The organism is Sphingomonas parva (ex Maeng et al. 2020) (assembly GCF_004564275.1).
GTDB classification, from domain to species: Bacteria; Pseudomonadota; Alphaproteobacteria; order Sphingomonadales; family Sphingomonadaceae; genus Allosphingosinicella; species Allosphingosinicella parva.
On sequence record NZ_SPDV01000020.1, the window covers coordinates 17,448 to 32,671 of the forward strand.

General features: G+C 69.6%; 15 protein-coding genes. 7 read left to right on the forward strand and 8 right to left on the reverse strand.

The features are described 5' to 3' along the window. Positions 1-15: 15 nt before the first annotated feature. The gene (locus E2493_RS11675; RefSeq protein ID WP_135086941.1) at positions 16-1,044 is read left to right on the forward strand and encodes a ribonuclease Z; all 1,029 of its coding nucleotides are present in this window, start codon (positions 16-18) and stop codon (positions 1,042-1,044) included. Here the strand turns inward: E2493_RS11675 and phhA are convergent. Further along, on the reverse strand, positions 996-1,829 hold the full coding sequence (gene phhA / locus E2493_RS11680) for a phenylalanine 4-monooxygenase (protein WP_135086943.1): 834 nt from the start codon (positions 1,827-1,829) through the stop codon (positions 996-998). The genes E2493_RS11675 and phhA overlap by 49 nt on opposite strands. A gap of 509 nt (positions 1,830-2,338) precedes the next feature. Here phhA and aroF point away from each other — a divergent pair. The 5 genes from aroF to E2493_RS11705 all read left to right on the forward strand — a co-directional run bounded on the left by aroF (position 2,339) and on the right by E2493_RS11705 (position 7,428). Then, positions 2,339-3,355 carry a 3-deoxy-7-phosphoheptulonate synthase gene (gene aroF, locus E2493_RS11685; protein WP_135086945.1) on the forward strand — a complete coding sequence of 339 codons (1,017 nt, stop codon included), beginning with the start codon at positions 2,339-2,341 and terminating at the stop codon, positions 3,353-3,355. Beyond that, on the forward strand, positions 3,352-4,914 hold the full coding sequence (locus E2493_RS11690) for an anthranilate synthase component 1 (RefSeq protein WP_167737498.1): 1,563 nt from the start codon (positions 3,352-3,354) through the stop codon (positions 4,912-4,914). Before aroF ends, E2493_RS11690 begins: the two co-directional genes overlap by 4 nt. After that, positions 4,911-5,516, forward strand: a complete 606-nt coding sequence (locus tag E2493_RS11695) for an anthranilate synthase component II (protein ID WP_225421418.1) — start codon at positions 4,911-4,913, stop codon at positions 5,514-5,516. The genes E2493_RS11690 and E2493_RS11695 overlap by 4 nt, the downstream gene beginning before the upstream one ends. Before the next feature lie 31 nt (positions 5,517-5,547). Continuing rightward, the gene (locus E2493_RS11700) at positions 5,548-6,357 is read left to right on the forward strand and encodes a ferritin-like domain-containing protein (RefSeq protein ID WP_135086949.1); all 810 of its coding nucleotides are present in this window, start codon (positions 5,548-5,550) and stop codon (positions 6,355-6,357) included. A gap of 138 nt (positions 6,358-6,495) precedes the next feature. Beyond that, positions 6,496-7,428: a M23 family metallopeptidase gene (locus E2493_RS11705; protein WP_225421420.1), complete on the forward strand. Its 933-nt coding sequence runs from the start codon at positions 6,496-6,498 to the stop codon at positions 7,426-7,428. A gap of 273 nt (positions 7,429-7,701) precedes the next feature. Here the strand turns inward: E2493_RS11705 and purC are convergent, their stop codons facing one another. From purC to E2493_RS11730, 6 genes are all read right to left on the reverse strand, one after another. Continuing rightward, a complete protein-coding gene (gene purC / locus E2493_RS11710) occupies positions 7,702-8,478 on the reverse strand; it encodes a phosphoribosylaminoimidazolesuccinocarboxamide synthase (protein ID WP_135086951.1) in 777 nt (258 codons plus the stop codon). Positions 8,479-8,634: 156 nt separating this feature from the next. Then, complete coding sequence (locus tag E2493_RS11715) at positions 8,635-10,659, reverse strand: S9 family peptidase (protein ID WP_135086953.1); 2,025 nt, start codon at positions 10,657-10,659, stop codon at positions 8,635-8,637. A 118-nt stretch (positions 10,660-10,777) separates the two neighbouring features. After that, a complete protein-coding gene (kynU, locus tag E2493_RS11720) occupies positions 10,778-12,007 on the reverse strand; it encodes a kynureninase (RefSeq protein ID WP_135086955.1) in 1,230 nt (409 codons plus the stop codon). Continuing rightward, positions 12,004-12,846, reverse strand: a complete 843-nt coding sequence (locus E2493_RS11725) for an alpha/beta hydrolase (RefSeq protein ID WP_225421421.1) — start codon at positions 12,844-12,846, stop codon at positions 12,004-12,006. The genes kynU and E2493_RS11725 overlap by 4 nt, the downstream gene beginning before the upstream one ends. Before the next feature lie 108 nt (positions 12,847-12,954). Beyond that, on the reverse strand, positions 12,955-13,080 hold the full coding sequence (locus tag E2493_RS22075) for a hypothetical protein (protein ID WP_263854083.1): 126 nt from the start codon (positions 13,078-13,080) through the stop codon (positions 12,955-12,957). Positions 13,081-13,102: 22 nt separating this feature from the next. Then, entirely contained in the window at positions 13,103-13,297 is a 195-nt protein-coding gene (locus E2493_RS11730; RefSeq protein WP_135086959.1) for a hypothetical protein, read from the reverse strand. Positions 13,298-13,423: 126 nt separating this feature from the next. On the opposite strand from E2493_RS11730, the gene gcvA reads away from it, so the two are divergent. Next, positions 13,424-14,347 carry a transcriptional regulator GcvA gene (gcvA, locus tag E2493_RS11735; RefSeq protein ID WP_135086961.1) on the forward strand — a complete coding sequence of 308 codons (924 nt, stop codon included), beginning with the start codon at positions 13,424-13,426 and terminating at the stop codon, positions 14,345-14,347. On the opposite strand, the gene E2493_RS11740 is transcribed toward gcvA, so the two are convergent. Further along, positions 14,328-15,191, reverse strand: coding sequence for a DUF4349 domain-containing protein (locus E2493_RS11740; protein WP_135086963.1), 864 nt, complete (start codon positions 15,189-15,191; stop codon positions 14,328-14,330). The genes gcvA and E2493_RS11740 overlap by 20 nt on opposite strands. Positions 15,192-15,224: the final 33 nt, after the last annotated feature.

Consider the following 15,224-nt stretch of genomic DNA (forward strand, 5'->3'; position numbering starts at 1 on the left):
AGCGTTGGAGTTAGCATGACCCCCAGCTTTCACCCGCGCCTTGTCAACGACCGCTTCGGCGATCCGGGCGTGTTCGTGGAGATTCTGCATCGGCGCGAGGCGTTGCTGTTCGATCTCGGCGATCTCTCGCCGCTCTCGACGCGCGACCTGCTGCGGGTGAGCCACGTCTTCGTCACCCACGGCCATATCGACCATTTCATCGGCTTCGACGCATTGCTGCGCGTGCTGGTCGGGCGCGACAGGATCGTGGAGGTGGTCGGCCCGCGCGGCTTCGCCGACCGGGTCGGACACAAGTTGCTCGGCTATCAATGGGACCTGGTCGATCGCTACGAGACCGATCTGGTCTTCGAGGTCACCGAGCTCGAGGCCGATCTCACCACCCGCCGCGCCCGCTTCCGCTTCAAGCGCGGCTTCGCCCGCGAGGATCTCGGCGCGGGCGAGGCCCCGGACGGTCTCGTCGCGCGCGGCGACGGCTTCTGCGTCCGGGCGGCGGTGCTCGAGCATCACGGGCCTTCGATCGGCTATGCCGTGGAGGAGCCGGAGCACGTCAACATCTGGCGCAACCGGCTCGCCGAGCGCGGCCTCGCGCCGGGACCGTGGCTGCAGGCGCTGAAGCAGGCGGTGATCGACAGGCGTGGCGACGCGTTTCCGGTCGAGACGCCGGACGGGGTCGCTTCGCTCGGCGCGCTGCGGGAGATGCTCAGCGTCACGCCGGGCCAGCGGGTCGCCTACGTCACCGATGTCGCCGATACGCCGGGCAATCGGGAGGCGATCGCGCAGCTCGCCGGCGGCGCGGACCTGCTGTTCATCGAGAGCTGCTTCGCCGCCGGCGACGAGGCCCAGGCGCAGGCCCGGGCGCATCTCACCACCCGCGCCGCCGGCGAGATTGCCCGGGCCGCCGGAGTGCGCCGAGTGGAGCCCTTCCATTTCTCGCCGCGCTACGAGCAGGGCGGCGCGGACGCGATGATCGCCGAGGTGGCCGCCGCCTTCGAGAGTCAGACGCGCGCCGGATCGAGGTCAGAGAGCGGCGCCACGGCCTCGTAGAGGGCGTCGAGATCGGCCTCGAGCACGCTGTCGAGCAGGCCCTCGAAGCTGTCGATGACGAAATAGCCCGTCTGGAAGGCGTCGCTGCGATAGGTGGTGCGCAGCACCTCGGCGAGATCGAACGGGCGGCGCCGGGGCATGGCGCTCTCCAGGCTGAAGCGGGATTCGCCGAAGCTCGACAGGATGCCGGCGCCGTAGATGCGCAGCGCGCCGTCCTCGCGGGCGAGGCCGAACTCGACCGTGTACCAATAGAGGCGGGCGAGCCGATCGAGCACGCCCCTGTCGAGCGCCTCGAGCCCCTTGCGGCCGAGCGCCTGCATGAAATCGGCGACGGCGGGAAGGGCGAGCAGGGGAACATGGCCGAACACGTCGTGGAAGACGTCGGGTTCCTCGAGATAGTCGAGCTGGTCGCGGCTGCGGATGAAATTTCCCGCCGGGAAGCGTCGGTTGGCGAGATGCGCGAAGAAGACGTCGTCCGGCACCAGCCCGGGGACCGAGACGACGGTCCAGCCGGTGCGGGCGTGGAGCCGGGCGTTGAGCTCGCCGAGCTCCGGGATGCCGGGCCGCGAGAGACGGAGCACGTCCAGCCCCTCGGCGAAGGCGCGCACCGCGCGGCCGCGCAGCATCTCCTGCTGGCGGGCGAAGAGCAGGTCCCAGACCGCATGCTCCTCGGCGGTGAACCTCTCCCAATGCTGGGGGACGGTCCAATCGGCCGCGGCGCCGGCGGGCGGCGTGGCCGCGACCGGCGGCGAAATCTCGGCGGAGTCGATGAAATCCTTGAACATTGGCGGCCTTCCTCGTGCGAAAAGAAAGACCCCGCCCGGAGCGGTCCGGACGGGGTCGATTGAAGCTCGATCTGCGATCAGCGCGTCAAATCAATCCCGTCCCCGGGGCGTAATAATAGGAATAGACGGTCGCGCTGACGCGGCGGCCGGCGAGGGCCGAGGCGTCGAGAGAGAAGAGCGCGAGCGCAGTCATTGCAATTCCTGCCTGACCTTCGGGATCCCGTTTGTCAACCCGAAGGGGAAGGGCGATGCTGCGCCCCAGCGGATGAACCCCGCCTTGCCGCGCCTCGGCGGTTGACCGGGACACCATGGCCGTTTAGCTGTTTGCGAGATGACGCTTTCTTCCTCGTCTTTCGCTCCGACTCGCACTCTGTGGTGGCGCTGGCCCTCGCAGACCGACGCGGCGCGCCCATCGACGGAGTAGAGGAAGCCCGAGCTTCCTTCGCAACCGACCAAGGCCCGCCCTCCAGGCGGGCTTTTTTTTGACCTTCAGACACGGAAAACCTCCCATGATCATCGTCCTCAAGCCGGAAGCCTCGGCCGAAGTCGCCCAGGAACTGCTCGATCAGATCGCGGCCAAGGGCCTGAAGCCGCTCCACATGCCCGGCAGCGAGCGCGTCGTGCTCGGCGCGCTCGGCGATGAACGGGTGCTCGCCGAACTCGCCCTCGAAGGCCATCCGATGGTGGAGTCGCTGAAGCCGATCCTCGCGCCGTACAAACTGGTCAGTCGCGAGATGCACGCGCACGATACGGTCGTGCGGCTCGGCAAGGTCGCGGTCGGCGGCCGCGGCTTCACCGTCATCGCCGGGCCCTGCGCCGTCGAGACCGAAAGCCAGATGCGCAACACCACGCGGGCCGCCAAGGCCGCCGGCGCCCACGGCCTGCGCGCCGGCGCCTTCAAGCCGCGGACCAGCCCCTATGCCTTCCAGGGCCATGGCCTCGAAGGGCTGAAGCTGCTGCGCGCGACCGGCGACGAGTTCGACCTGCCGGTGGTCACCGAGGTGATGGAGACGGCCGACGTCGAGGTGGTCGCCGAATATGCCGACGCGCTGCAGATCGGCGCCCGCAACATGCAGAACTTCTCGCTGCTGAAGGCGGTCGGCCGCGCCGGCAAGCCGGTGGTACTGAAGCGCGGCATGGCCGCCAAGGTCGAGGATCTGCTGCTCGCCGCGGAATATCTTCTCGCCGAAGGCAACGAGCAGGTGATCCTGTGCGAGCGCGGCATCCGCACGTTCGAGACCGCGACCCGCAATACGCTCGATCTCAACGCCATCCCCTACATCAAGCAGAAGACCCATCTGCCGGTGCTGGTCGATCCCTCGCACGGCACCGGCGTGCGCGACTTCGTCATCCCGATGGCGCTGGCGGCGGCGGCGTGCGGCGCCGACGGCATCCTCGTCGAGATGCACGAAAATCCGCCCGCCGCCTGGTCCGACGGCGCGCAGTCGCTCTACCCCGAAGGGTTCGAGCGGCTGATGGCGGCGCTCGAGCCGATCACCGCCGCCGTCGGACGGCAGTTGCGGTGACCGCCGCCGCGCTCTCCGGCGGCGGCGCCAAGGCGCTCACCCGCCGGCTCTACCGCTCGCCCGATCCGCTGGCGCTCTACGCCGCGCTGAGCGACCGCGGACGGCGCAGCGATACGATGCTGGTCGAGACGCTCGCCGGCCCGACGCTGATCATGGACCAGGCGGCGCTGCGCATCGAATGCCGCGGCCAGGAGGTCCATCTCGCCGCGCTGACCGCCTCGGGCGCGCTCCTGCTGCGCACCCTTGCAAAATGCTTCGCGCATTTCGTCGCCGGCGAGAGCGGAGGGGCCGAGCGGCGGCTCGTGCTGCGCTTCCCGCGCCCCTGCGGCGACGACGCCGAGGCGCGCCTGCTCGCCGCCTCGCCCTTCGACGTGCTCCGGGCGCTCTCGACCGGCATGCGGAGCGACACGCCGGAGGAGCCGTTCACCCTCGCGCTGCTCGGCACCGTGGCGTTCGATCACGTCGATCTGTTCGAGGACCTGCCGGCACCGGCCGAGGACGCGCTCGGCTTTCCCGATTTCGTCTTCTGGCTCGCCGAGAGCCTGATCGTGTTCGAGCAGGGGCTGGCGCCGCGGCTGGTCTGCACCGCCTTCGCCAGCGACGATGCGGCCGAATCGACGCGCGCCCATTTCAGCGCCGCCGACCGCCTCGCGGCGCTCGCCGAACGCTGCGAGCGGCCGCTGGACGAGGTGGGTCCCGCCGCGCCGAGCGATCCCGCCGTCGCCGAGACCGATCTCGACGACGCGGCCTATGGCGCGGTGGTGGCGCGGATGAAGGCGCACATCCTGGCCGGCGACGTCTACCAGATCGTGCCGTCGCGGACCTTCCGGGCGCCCTGCGCAGATCCGATCGCGGCCTTTGCCGCGGTGCGCCGGCTCGATCGCTCTCCCTACATGTTCTTCATGGCCGCGCCCGATCACCTGCTGTTCGGCGCCTCGCCCGAGACTTCGGTGCGGATCACGCGCGAGGACAAATGGCCGATGGTCGAGGTCAAGCCGATCGCCGGCACCCGGCCGCGCGGCGGCGACGCCGACGAGGACGACCGGATGGAGGCGGACCTGCGCCTCGACCAGAAGGAGATCGCCGAGCACATGATGCTGGTCGATCTCGCCCGCAACGATGTCGCCCGGGTGAGCATCCCCGGCACGCGGCGGGTGGCGAAGCTGATGACGGTCGAGCGCTATGCGCGGGTCATGCACCTCGTCTCCTCGGTGAAGGGGGCGCTGGCGATCGGCTATGACGCGCTGCACGCGCTCCAGGCCTGCCTCAACGTCGGCACCCTCTCGGGCGCGCCCAAGCTCAAGGCGACCGAGCTGCTCCGCCGCACCGAGCGGACGAAGCGGGGCCCCTATGGCGGCGCGCTCGGCTGGCTGAACGGGGAGGGGTTGATGGACACCGGCGTCGTCATCCGCTCGGCGGTGGTGCGGGACGGCATCGCCTACGTCCGCGCCGGCGCCGGCGTGGTCCACGACAGCGATCCGCAGAAGGAAGCGGACGAGACGCGGCGGAAGGCCTCCGCCATCCTTTCGGCGCTCGGCGCCCCGGAGACGAAGCTGTGAGCGCCCCCGTTACCGCCAATGTGCTGATGATCGACAATCTCGACAGCTTCACCTTCAACCTGGTCGAATCGATCGAGCGGCTCGGCGCCAAGGTGCGGGTGCTGCGCAACAGCGTCGCCGCCGCCGACGCGCTGGCGCTGGCCGAGGAGAGCGGCGCCCATCTCGTCCTGTCGCCGGGACCGGGACGGCCGGAGGATGCCGGATGCTGCCTGGAGCTGCTCGCCCTCGCCAGGGGGCGCGTGCCGGTGCTCGGCGTCTGCCTCGGCCATCAGGCTATGGTGCTCGAGGCGGGCGGCGAAGTGGTGCGCGCGCCGGCGCCGGTGCACGGCAAGACGTCGCTGCTGGTCCACGACGGGCAGGGACCGTTCGCCGGGCTCGACGGGCCGGTGCAGATCGGCCGCTACCATTCGCTCTGCACCCGCAACATTCCGCCGCGCTTCACCGTCCATGCCGAGACCGAGGGCATGGCGATGGCGATCAGCGATCCCGCGGCGCTGCAGACCGGCCTGCAGTTCCACCCGGAATCGATCCTGACGCCGACCGGCAACCGGATGCTGGCGAACATCCTGCTGAAGGGGCGGGGCCAGAGCGACACACCGTGACGCGTGGCGGGCCATCCGCTACGCGCCTCGCATGATACCGGATACTCTCGCCCAGGCTTGCCGCAACGTCCTCCTTACCGCCGAACCGCGGGAGAAGGTGCGCGCGGCGCGGGAGGCAGCGCGGGGGTGGCGGCGGGGAAGGCTGGCGCACGTCTTCGACGTCGCGATGCCGGACCGGCCGGCGCGGCCCGAGGCGCCCGAATTGCTGCCCGCCTCGCGCATGCCCAAGCGCGGACGCGGCGGATCGGAGCGGGGGCGGATCGCGATGCTGCACGCGCTCGCCCATATCGAGTTCGGCGCGATCGACCTCGCCTTCGATCTGGTCGGCCGGTTCGGCGGCGACTTCCCGCCGGACTTCGCCGACGACTGGATCGGCGTCGGCGCCGACGAGGCGATGCATTTCGCCTTGCTCGACCGGCGGCTGCGGGCGCTCGGCGGCGGCTATGGCGCGATGCCGGCGCACGACGGTCTGTGGGAGGCCGCGGAGGAGACCGCGGGTGACGTCCTCGCCCGCCTCGCCGTCGTCCCGATGGTCCTGGAAGCGCGCGGGCTCGACGTCACGCCGGCCACCGTCGCGCGGTTCGAAGCGGCCGGCGACCGGCGCTCGGCAGCCATATTGAACCGTATTTTTACGGATGAAATTCGCCACGTCAGGGCCGGAACGAAATGGTTTGTCTCCCGGTGTCAATCGCAGGGATTCGCGACAATTCCGCACTGGCAACGATTGGTCCGGAGGCATTTTCGGGGTGCGATTAAGCCACCTTTCAACGACTCGGCGCGCGACCAAGCCGGTCTGTCCCGCGATTTCTACCTCGGGGTTGCGGCGTCAAAAGATGTTTAACAATCTCCGGCCACACGTCGCGGGGTGGGCAAGATTCCTTGACGTCACAGGCCGGGCAGCGAAGTCCGGCACTTTGGTTTGGACATAGAAGAGGGCGGCCTTGGCGCTTCGAAGCCGAGACCGGACCGGGGACAGATAGTGCTGACTGAGACGATCAACGCCGGCTGGGGGAAAGGGTTCCGTAAGCTCTTCCGCTCGCGCGACATTTTCCTGCACGACGGCCGCAGCCTGCGCCGCGTGCGGATCAGCGCCGGCGTGCAGCTGTTCGGCGCCGTCGCCGCCCTGCTGACGCTCTGCTGGTCGGTCTTCGCCGCGGCCCAGCTCGCCACCGTCGACAGCGCGCCGGTTCCGGCCGACGTCGCCCGCATGGAGCGCGAGGTCCGCGCGATGCAGGCCGATGTCGCCGCCATCCGCGAAGCCGCGCAGAAGCGCTTTCAGCTCACCGCCGGCGAAGTCCGGCGCCTCGGCCTCGATCCGCAGCGCCTGCAGGCCGGCGGCGTCGGCGGCCCGTACGAGCCGGTCGATACCGACCACGCCGCCGATCCCAATTTCAAGGCGCTGTTCATGAGCTGGAAGCAGCTCGACAGCCTCGAGCAGGGCACGATCGCCATTCCGTCGCTCGAGCCGGTGAAGGGCACCCGCTTCACCTCCGGCTACGGCGTCCGCTCCGATCCGTTCAAGGGCCGCGCCGCGATGCACGCCGGCCTCGACCTCGCCGGTCCGATCGGCACCCCGATCTACGCGACTGCCGACGGCACCGTGGGCCGCGCCGAATATAACAATGGCGGCTACGGCAACCTCGTCGAGATCGAGCACGGCCACGGCATCCAGACCCGCTACGGCCATCTCTCCAAGTACATGGTCAGCGCCGGCCAGAAGGTGAAGCGCGGCGACCTGATCGCCCTGATGGGCTCGACCGGCCGCTCGACCGGCAGCCACCTCCATTACGAGGTCCGGATCGACGGCAAGGCCGTCAACCCGATCCCCTTCATGCAGTCGTCCGATTACCTCCAGTCGGTGCAGCGCCGCGCCGCCGCGGTCGCGATCGGCGGACCGGCCAAGGCCGAGTAAGACTTCAGGAGAGAGCCAGAAGGCCAGAGCCCCGGCGGAAACGCCGGGGCTTTTTTCATATCGGCACTCGCCGGGGCGAGTGCCCGGCACTCGCCGGGGCGAGTGCCGGGGGAAGGGGAAGGGCCGGGTAAAATTGCTCCGGTCCGAAGCTCGTCGTCCCGGCGCAGGCCGGGAGCTCAGGACGAGACGTCCCAAACGCCAAGGGAGCGCGCCATTGACGGCGGCGCGGACTGACCCCGAGATCCCGGCCTCCGCCGGGATGACGGACCCGGACTATTTGCCGCGCTTGGCGCGGTGCTGGTCGAGGTCGAGGACGCTGTTCTCGCCTTCCGGAAGCAGGCCGAGGCGGCGGGCGACTTCCTGATAGGCTTCGGCCTCGCCGCCGAGGTCGCGGCGGAAGCGGTCCTTGTCGAGCTTCTCGTTGGTGGTCATGTCCCACAGGCGGCAGCCGTCGGGGCTGATCTCGTCGGCGAGGATGACGCGGGCGTAGTCATTCTCCCAGATCCGGCCGAACTCGAGCTTGAAGTCGACCAGGCGGATGCCGATCGCCGCGAACAGGCCGCAGAGGAAGTCGTTCACGCGCACCGCCATGTCGGCGATGTCGTTCATCTCTTCCTGGCTCGCCCAGCCGAAGCAGGCGATATGCTCGTCGGCGATCAGCGGATCGCCGAGCGCATCGTCCTTGTAATAATATTCGATGATCGTGCGCGGGAGCTGGGTACCCTCCTCGATGCCGAGGCGCTTCGACAGCGAGCCGGCGGCGACGTTGCGCACCACCACCTCGATCGGGATGATCTCGACCTGGCGGATCAGCTGCTCGCGCATGTTGAGCCGGCGGATGAAGTGGGTCGGCACGCCGATCGTGCCGAGCAGGGTGAAGACGTGCTCCGAGATGCGGTTGTTGAGCACGCCCTTGCCGGAGATCGTGCCCTTCTTCTGCGCGTTGAACGCGGTCGCGTCGTCCTTGAAATACTGGATCAGCGTGCCCGGCTCGGGGCCCTCGTAGAGGATCTTGGCCTTGCCTTCGTAGATCTGGCGGCGGCGGGACATGGCAAAGCTCCGACTCGAAAAAGGTGCGCCCCGCCCGCGGCGTCTCCTCGCGGGAGCGCGCGGGCGGGGCGGAGGCGTGCCCTATAGCCGATGGGTCCGGGCGGCGCAATTCGCCGGACCGGCCTCCCGCCGCGAGCGGCGGGAGGTTCGAGCGTCCTATTTCGAGGCGAGCGCGTCGGTGAGTCCCGGCGCGAATTCCGCCCCGTGCGGCACCTGCGCGGTCGATGCCTTCACGGCGCCGCCGATCGGCTCGGCGCGGCCGCCGAGGCACTTCGCGAGGAAGTTCTCGGTCACCGCATTGAACGCGATGTTGTTGGCCGGCCTGGCGAAGCCATGGCCTTCGTCAGGAAAGACGACATAGGTGACGGGAATGTTCTTCGCCTTCATCGCGTTCACGATCTGCTCCGATTCCGCGACGTTGACCCGCGGATCGTTGGCGCCCTGGCCGATCAGCAGCGGCTTGCGGATCTGATCCGCCTTGTAGAGCGGCGAGCGCTCCTTGAGCAGCGCCTGGCCCTCGGGCGTGTTGGGATCGCCCATCCTCTTGTAGAATTGGGTGCGGATCGCGGTCCAGTAAGGCGGGATCGTCTTGAGCAGGGTCTCGAGGTTCGACGGGCCGACGATGTCGACGCCGCAGGCGAACTTGTCCGGCGTGAAGGTGAGGCCGGCGAGCGTCGCATAGCCGCCGTAGGAGCCGCCCATGATCGCCACCTTGTCGGCGCTGGTGACGCCGCGCCCGACCGCCCAATCGACCGCGTCGAGCAGATCGTCGTGCATCTTCCTGCCCCATTGCAGATCGCCGGCCGAGATGAACTTCTTGCCGAAGCCGGTCGAGGCGCGGAAGTTGGGCGAGAGGACGGCATAGCCGCGATTGGCCAGCCACTGGTGATAGCCGTTATAGCCATAAGCGTCGCGGCCCCAGGGACCGCCATGGATCAGCAGCACCAGCGGCACCGCCTTGTCCGGCCGGCCGTCCCCGTCGGGATCGCTGCCCGGCGGGAGCGTGAGATAGGAGACCATGTTGAGGCCGTCGCGAGTCCTGATCTCCACCGGATGCATGGCCGCCAGCGGCGCGCCTTCCAGCTCCGGCCGGGTCGTGTAGAGCTTGGTCAGGCGCTTCGCCTTGCGATCGTAGAGATAGGCGGAGGAGGGGGCGGTGACCGGATCCTCGGCGACGATCCACTTGTCGTCGGCGTCGGTGCGGGAGGCGACTGCGAACTCGCCCTTCAACCGGCTCCTCAGGAAATCGAGATCGCCCTTCACCGCCGGATCGAGCGGCGTCCACTCGTTGCGGAAGTAATTGACCGCATAGGCCTCGATCCTGCCCGTCTTCGGGTTCTGCAGGGCGCCGCCGATGTCCGCGCGCGGGTTCTCCGCAAGCACCGTCTTGCGGCCGGTGGCGACGTCCTGCGCGATCAGCGCGGCGGTGTCGCGGCCGCGGCTGTCGATCCAGTAGAGCGTCTTGCCGTCGGTGGTGAAGCCGGCAGGGGAGGTGGTCTGGCTGTCCTCGAGCCCGACTTTCTCGAACGGCTGCGCGTCGACGACGTTGTTGGTCACCCGGTAGAATTCGCTGCCGCCGTCGTCGGTGGGCTTGGTGGCGCCGCGAATGGCGAGCTGCTCGTCCGCCAGGAAGCCGGAATAGCCGCCGGTGTTGATCAGCACCGGAGTCAGCTTGCCGGTGGCGAGATCGAGGCTGTGGACGTCATGCCAGCGCGCGTCGCGGTTGTTGATGCCGACGAGGATGTGGTCCTTGACGTCGGTCGAGATGCCGACGATCTGGACCCGCGTCTTCTCGAACGGGGTCAGCGTCTTTTGCGCACCCGAGGCGACATCGACGCCGTAGAGCAGGAAATTCTCGTCTCCGCCCTTGTCGTTGATGAACAGGATCTGCCGGCTGTCGGGCGACCAGAAGTAGCTGCGGATCGGCCGCTCCTTCTCGCTGGTCAGCGCCCTGGCCTGCTGCGGGTTCGAGGCCGGGGCGACCCAGACGTTGAGCACCCCGTCGCGCGGCGCGATCCAGCTCAGCCACTTGCCGTCGGGAGAGAGGCGCCCCGCCGCCTTGCTGGGATTGCCGAAGATCTTCTCGCGCGGGATCAGCGGCACATTGCTCTGGGCGAGCGCCGCGGTCGCGGCGACGGGAATGAGAAAAGCAGCGGCGGCCAGCAGCACGGATTTCTTCATGAACACCCTCCCTGTTCGTCCAAGCCGTTGCGTACCTTATGATTCGCAGCGGCCGAGGCGCAGATGATGTGTCTTATTGAAATAAGACACAAGAGGGTTGTGGACGCGGGCGCGCCAATCAGGTCACCTTGCCGCGGACGGCGAAGCGCGGGTCGCGCCAGCGCCCGGTGTCGAGGATGTCGGCCATGATCGCGACGGCGCGGAACACGTCCTCGAAGCCGAGATAGAGCGGGGTAAGGCCGAAGCGGACCACGTCGGGTGCGCGAAAATCGCCGATCACGCCTTCGGCGATCAGCGCCTGGCAGATCTCGAAGGCGTGCGGGTGGCGGAAGGAGATGTGGCTGCCGCGGCGCTCGGCATCGGCCGGCGAGATGCAGGCGAGCGCTGGGCATGTCTCCGCGACCAGCGAGGCGAACAGGTCGAACAGCGCAACCGACTTGGCCCAGATCGCGTCCATCGTGATTCCGTCGAATGCGTCGACGCCGCTCTCCAGGGCCGCCATCGCGAGGATCGGCGGGGTGCCGGCGAGGAAGCGGGCGATCCCCGGCGCCGGCACGTAATCGTCGGTGAAGGCGAACGGCGCCGCATGCCCCATCCAGCCGCGCAGCGGCGAGACGAGCTGCTCCTGGAGGTGCTCGGCGACGTAGAGGAAGGCCGGGGCGCCGGGGCCGCCGTTCAGATATTTGTAGCCACAGCCGACGGCGAGCTCGGCGCCGTCGCGGTTGAGGTGGAGCGGCACCGCCCCGGCGCTGTGCGACAGGTCCCAGAGGGTTCGCGCCCCTGCCGCCTTGGCGCGCGCGGTCACCGAAGCCATGTCGAAGCGGAACCCCGCCTTGAAGTGGACGTGGGTGAGCAGCAGGAGGTTGGTGTCCGCGCCGATGCGGGCCTCGATCGCCTCGCGCTCGGCGATCTCGAGCCCGAGGTTCGGGACCAGCTCGGCCGCGCCCGAGGCGATGTGCAGGTCGGTGTGGAAATTGCCGGCTTCGGACAGCAGCGTCGGCCGCTCGGGCGTCAGCGACGCGGCGGCGACGATCAGCTTGAACAGATTCACCGAGACGCTGTCCGCGACGATGACCTCGTGCGGCTGCGCGCCGATCAACGCGGCGATCTTGGCGCCGACGCGTTGCGGCGCCTCGATCCACCCGTGATCGTTCCAGCTGCGGATCAGGCTGGTGCCCCATTCCTGCTCGACCGCGCGGCGCTGCCGCTCGGGCGTGGCGGCGGGCAGGGCACCGAGCGAATTGCCGTCGAGATAGATGATCCCGTCCGGCAGCAGGAAACGGTCGCGGCAGGCGCGCAGCGGATCTTCGGCATCGAGGGCGCGTGCCCGGGCGAGGTCGATCGTCATCGGCCGAGCGCCTTCTCGATCTCGCCGCGCGCCACCCGCCAGGCGTCGCTCTCCGGCGCGATCAGCTCGACATGGCCGGTGCGGTCGACCATCCGGATCGTCACGTCGTCGCCGGCGGCGCGCATCGGCTGCGCATAGCCTTCCGCATAAGCGGCGGGAATGATCCGATCCTGTACACCGTTGACCAGCACCTGCCGCACGCCGAGCGGCGCAAGCCGCGGCACCGACGTGTCGTCGAACCGGCCGCCGGTCAGCTGGGCGATCACCTCGGTGCCGCAGCCGCTGCCCGGGGGGCGCGCCGCTTCCTCGAGATCGGGAAGCCCGCCGAGGCTGACCACGCTCGCGATCGGCAGCGGATCGGCGCTGCGCAGCGGACTGTCCGCCGGCAGACGTGGCCGGCCGGCGAGCCACAGGGCGAGGTGCCCCCCGGCGGAATGGCCGATCGCGACCACGCGCGAAAGATCGAGGTGGTATTCGGCCGCGTGGGCGCGGAGCGCATCGGTGGCCGCCGCCGCATCGAGGAAGGTGCCGGGATAGCCGCCGCCGTCGCGATCGACGCCGCGATAGTCGATGTTCCAGACGGCGATCCCGCGCGCCCGAAGATCGGCGGCGATCCAGTTCATGATCCGCCGGTCGGCGATCTCGCTCTGCCAGCAGCCGCCATGGACCATCAGCACCGTCGGGTGCGGACCGGACCCGGCGGGCAGCCAGAGATCGACGATCTGCATTTGCGCCTCGCCGTAGCGGACCGATGCGGTCGGCTCGGGCCGCTCCCGCTCGAGCAGGTCGGGCCAGACCATCAGGCCGTCGGGGCGGGTGTCGGGGGCCGCAGGGTTCACGGCGCAAGCGGCTAGCGCGAGGGCGAGGGCAGCGGCAAGCGCTTTCGGGCGGGCGATCATCCGCCCTTCATGGCCGAGCGGACGGCGCGCCGCCAGCCCGGCCGAGGCTCAGCAGGCGCCGCGCCGCTCCTTCCACGGCGCCGCGAACTGGATGCGGTTGAGCTTGCAGAAGGCGGCATCGAGGGCGGCGAGGCTGCGGCGGAGGCGGGCGGCGAGGCGGATGATGGTCGACATGGCGAATCTCCCGGAGTCGTGATCAGACCGCGGAGGCGGTGAAGGTGAGGAGGGTGAGGCTGGTGGCGACGGTCGCGGCGAGCAGCTGGGCGCCGGCCGGCCGGTCCGCGAGGACTCGCCCGATCGCGCCGGCCAGGCTGCGGATCGACCCGCCGATCCATCTGGAAAACTGATCATGATGATCGATCCAGAGCTGCGCATCATATTGATCCCGCATCGTTCTTCTCCCGTCTGGTCTAGAGAGCCGAAGCGTTCGGCTGCAGCAGGAGAATGGCGCTTTCCGGAGCGCGCCGCCAACTAAAGGCTCGACACGGGTGATAAGCAGGACTTATCATCTTCAACGATGCGCCACCTTCCGCCCCTGGCCGCCGTCCGCGCCTTCGAGGCCGCGGCCCGCCACGAGAATTTCTCGCAGGCGGCGGCGGAGCTCGGCATGACCCAGGCCGGCGTGAGCTACCAGATCAGGCTGCTCGAGGAGCGGCTCGGCCTTCCCCTGTTCGTGCGCTCGAAGCGGCGGGTGACGCTGAGCGACGCCGGCCGCAAGGTCGCGCCTTTGATCTCGGCCGCGCTCGACGGCATCTCCGAAGCATTCGAGAGTGTCACCCAGGAGGATGACGGCGTGCTGACGATCAGCACGGCCCAGACCTTCGCCGCCAACTGGCTCGCCCCGCGGCTCGGCAATTTCCAGATCGAGCGGCCGGAGCTCGCCGTGAGGCTCCAGACCAGCGAGCGCCTGGTCGATTTCGCGCGGGACGAGGTCGACGTTGCGATCCGCATGGGGGCGGGGCCGTGGCCGGGCCTCTGCCAGCACTTCCTGATGCGGCTCCACAACACGCCGTTCTGCAGCCCCGCCTTCCGCGATCGTCACCGGATCGAGCGGCCCGAGGACCTGCTGCGGGTGCCGCGGCTGAGCGCCGACGATCCGATGTGGCGCACCTGGCTGCGGGCGGCCGGAGTCGTCGAGGCCGAGCCGGCGGGATCGCGCGGAATCCGGCTCGATTCGCAGGTGGCGGAGGGCAATGCCGCGCTCGCCGGGCACGGCGTCGGCCTGCTGACGCCGCTCTACTGGCGCAGCGAGATCGCCGACGGGCGCCTCGTTCGCCTGTTCGAGCCGCTCGCCTTCGAGCGCGCCTCGATGTGGCTGGTCTATCCCGAGCACAAGCGCGCCCGGCCGAAGATCCGCGCCTTCCGCCTCTGGCTCGAGGCGGCGGTGCGCCGCGAGGCCGAGCTCGGCCCCGCGGAGGTGTTCACGCCGCCGGAGCCCTGACCGGCTCGGCGCGGGGCGCGGCGCCGCCGAGGAAGCGGCGGTTCACCCAGCGCCAGATCAGCGCGACGGCCAGGACGAGCGCGATCCAGGGAAGCAGGGTAAGGACGACGACGATCAGCGCGGCGAAGCTGCCCTCGAGCATGCCGAGGGCGTTGCGAGCGGCGCGCGCGATCGGCCCCCCGGTCTCGCCGGACCGATAGTCGAACACCACGGGCGTCGTGGCGAGCTGGCTGCGGCGATCGGTCTGCTGCGCCTGATTGGCACGCGCCGCCTCACGCAGCTGCTCGGCCTGCCGCTGCAGCTCGGCGCGCTCGGCGGCCGGGAGACCGCCGGCGGCGAGACGCCGCTCGATCGCGGCGAGCTCGGCGGAGACGCTCTCGCCTTCGCGCGCACCGGCCTGGATCTCGGCACCGACGTCGGTGCCCGTGATGTCGGCGCTGCGGACCTCGCCCTGGGCCCGCTCGACCGCGGCGATGCCGTCCCGCCCGAAGCCGCGGGCCAGCGCCGGATCGAGCTTGAACGCCAGCTGGGCGCTGACATCCTCCTCGCCGTCCTGCTCGTAATGCATGCCGGTGATCCGGCAGCGGCTGACGCCGAGCTTCTCGCAGGCTGCGGCATGCTGCTCCTGCACGGCCGAGATCCGCGCACCCGGCAAAGCGAAGACGTAGCGATAGTTGAAGGCGACGCCTGGCGCCGCGGTGGGCGTGACACCGGGCGGGGTCGGGCGGCCGGAGGCGTCGGTGCTCTCCGCGAGCTGCTCGCCGCCGGAGGTGCCGCGATCATCTTCGGCGCCGCTGCAGCCGGCGAGCAGAAGGACCGTGAACAGGGCCACTGCCTTGCGCATCTTGCTCTCCTTCGAGCCCGTTTCGAGCTTCTT